We start from the raw sequence: 224 nt of genomic DNA, 5'->3' as shown, positions 1-224 counted from the left end.
TACAGCTACACCAGCCGCGACATCGGCAACAGCACCCACACGTTCGTGATGGCCTACACCGGCTGGGAAAGCTACCAGCAGGCCAGTGTCTCCGGTTCCAACCCCAACACCAACTACAAGCCCACCACCAACACGCTCACCTACGATGGCCGCGGCCGCCTGGTCAGCCAGCGCGAGCACACCAACAACGCGACCCTCGACGACCGGATGCGCTATTACGGCTA

1 protein-coding gene is annotated in these 224 nt (G+C 62.5%); it reads left to right on the top strand.

From position 1 onward, the window contains the following. Positions 1–224, top strand: a 224-nt coding sequence (locus AC3A3X_RS17845) for a hypothetical protein (RefSeq protein ID WP_487584315.1), incomplete at both ends; no start/stop codon positions are given.

The organism is Lysobacter sp. Soil_N_23, assembly GCF_057656135.1.
Note: the sequence above shows the minus strand (reverse complement) of the source record. Positions and strands in the feature narration are given on the sequence as shown.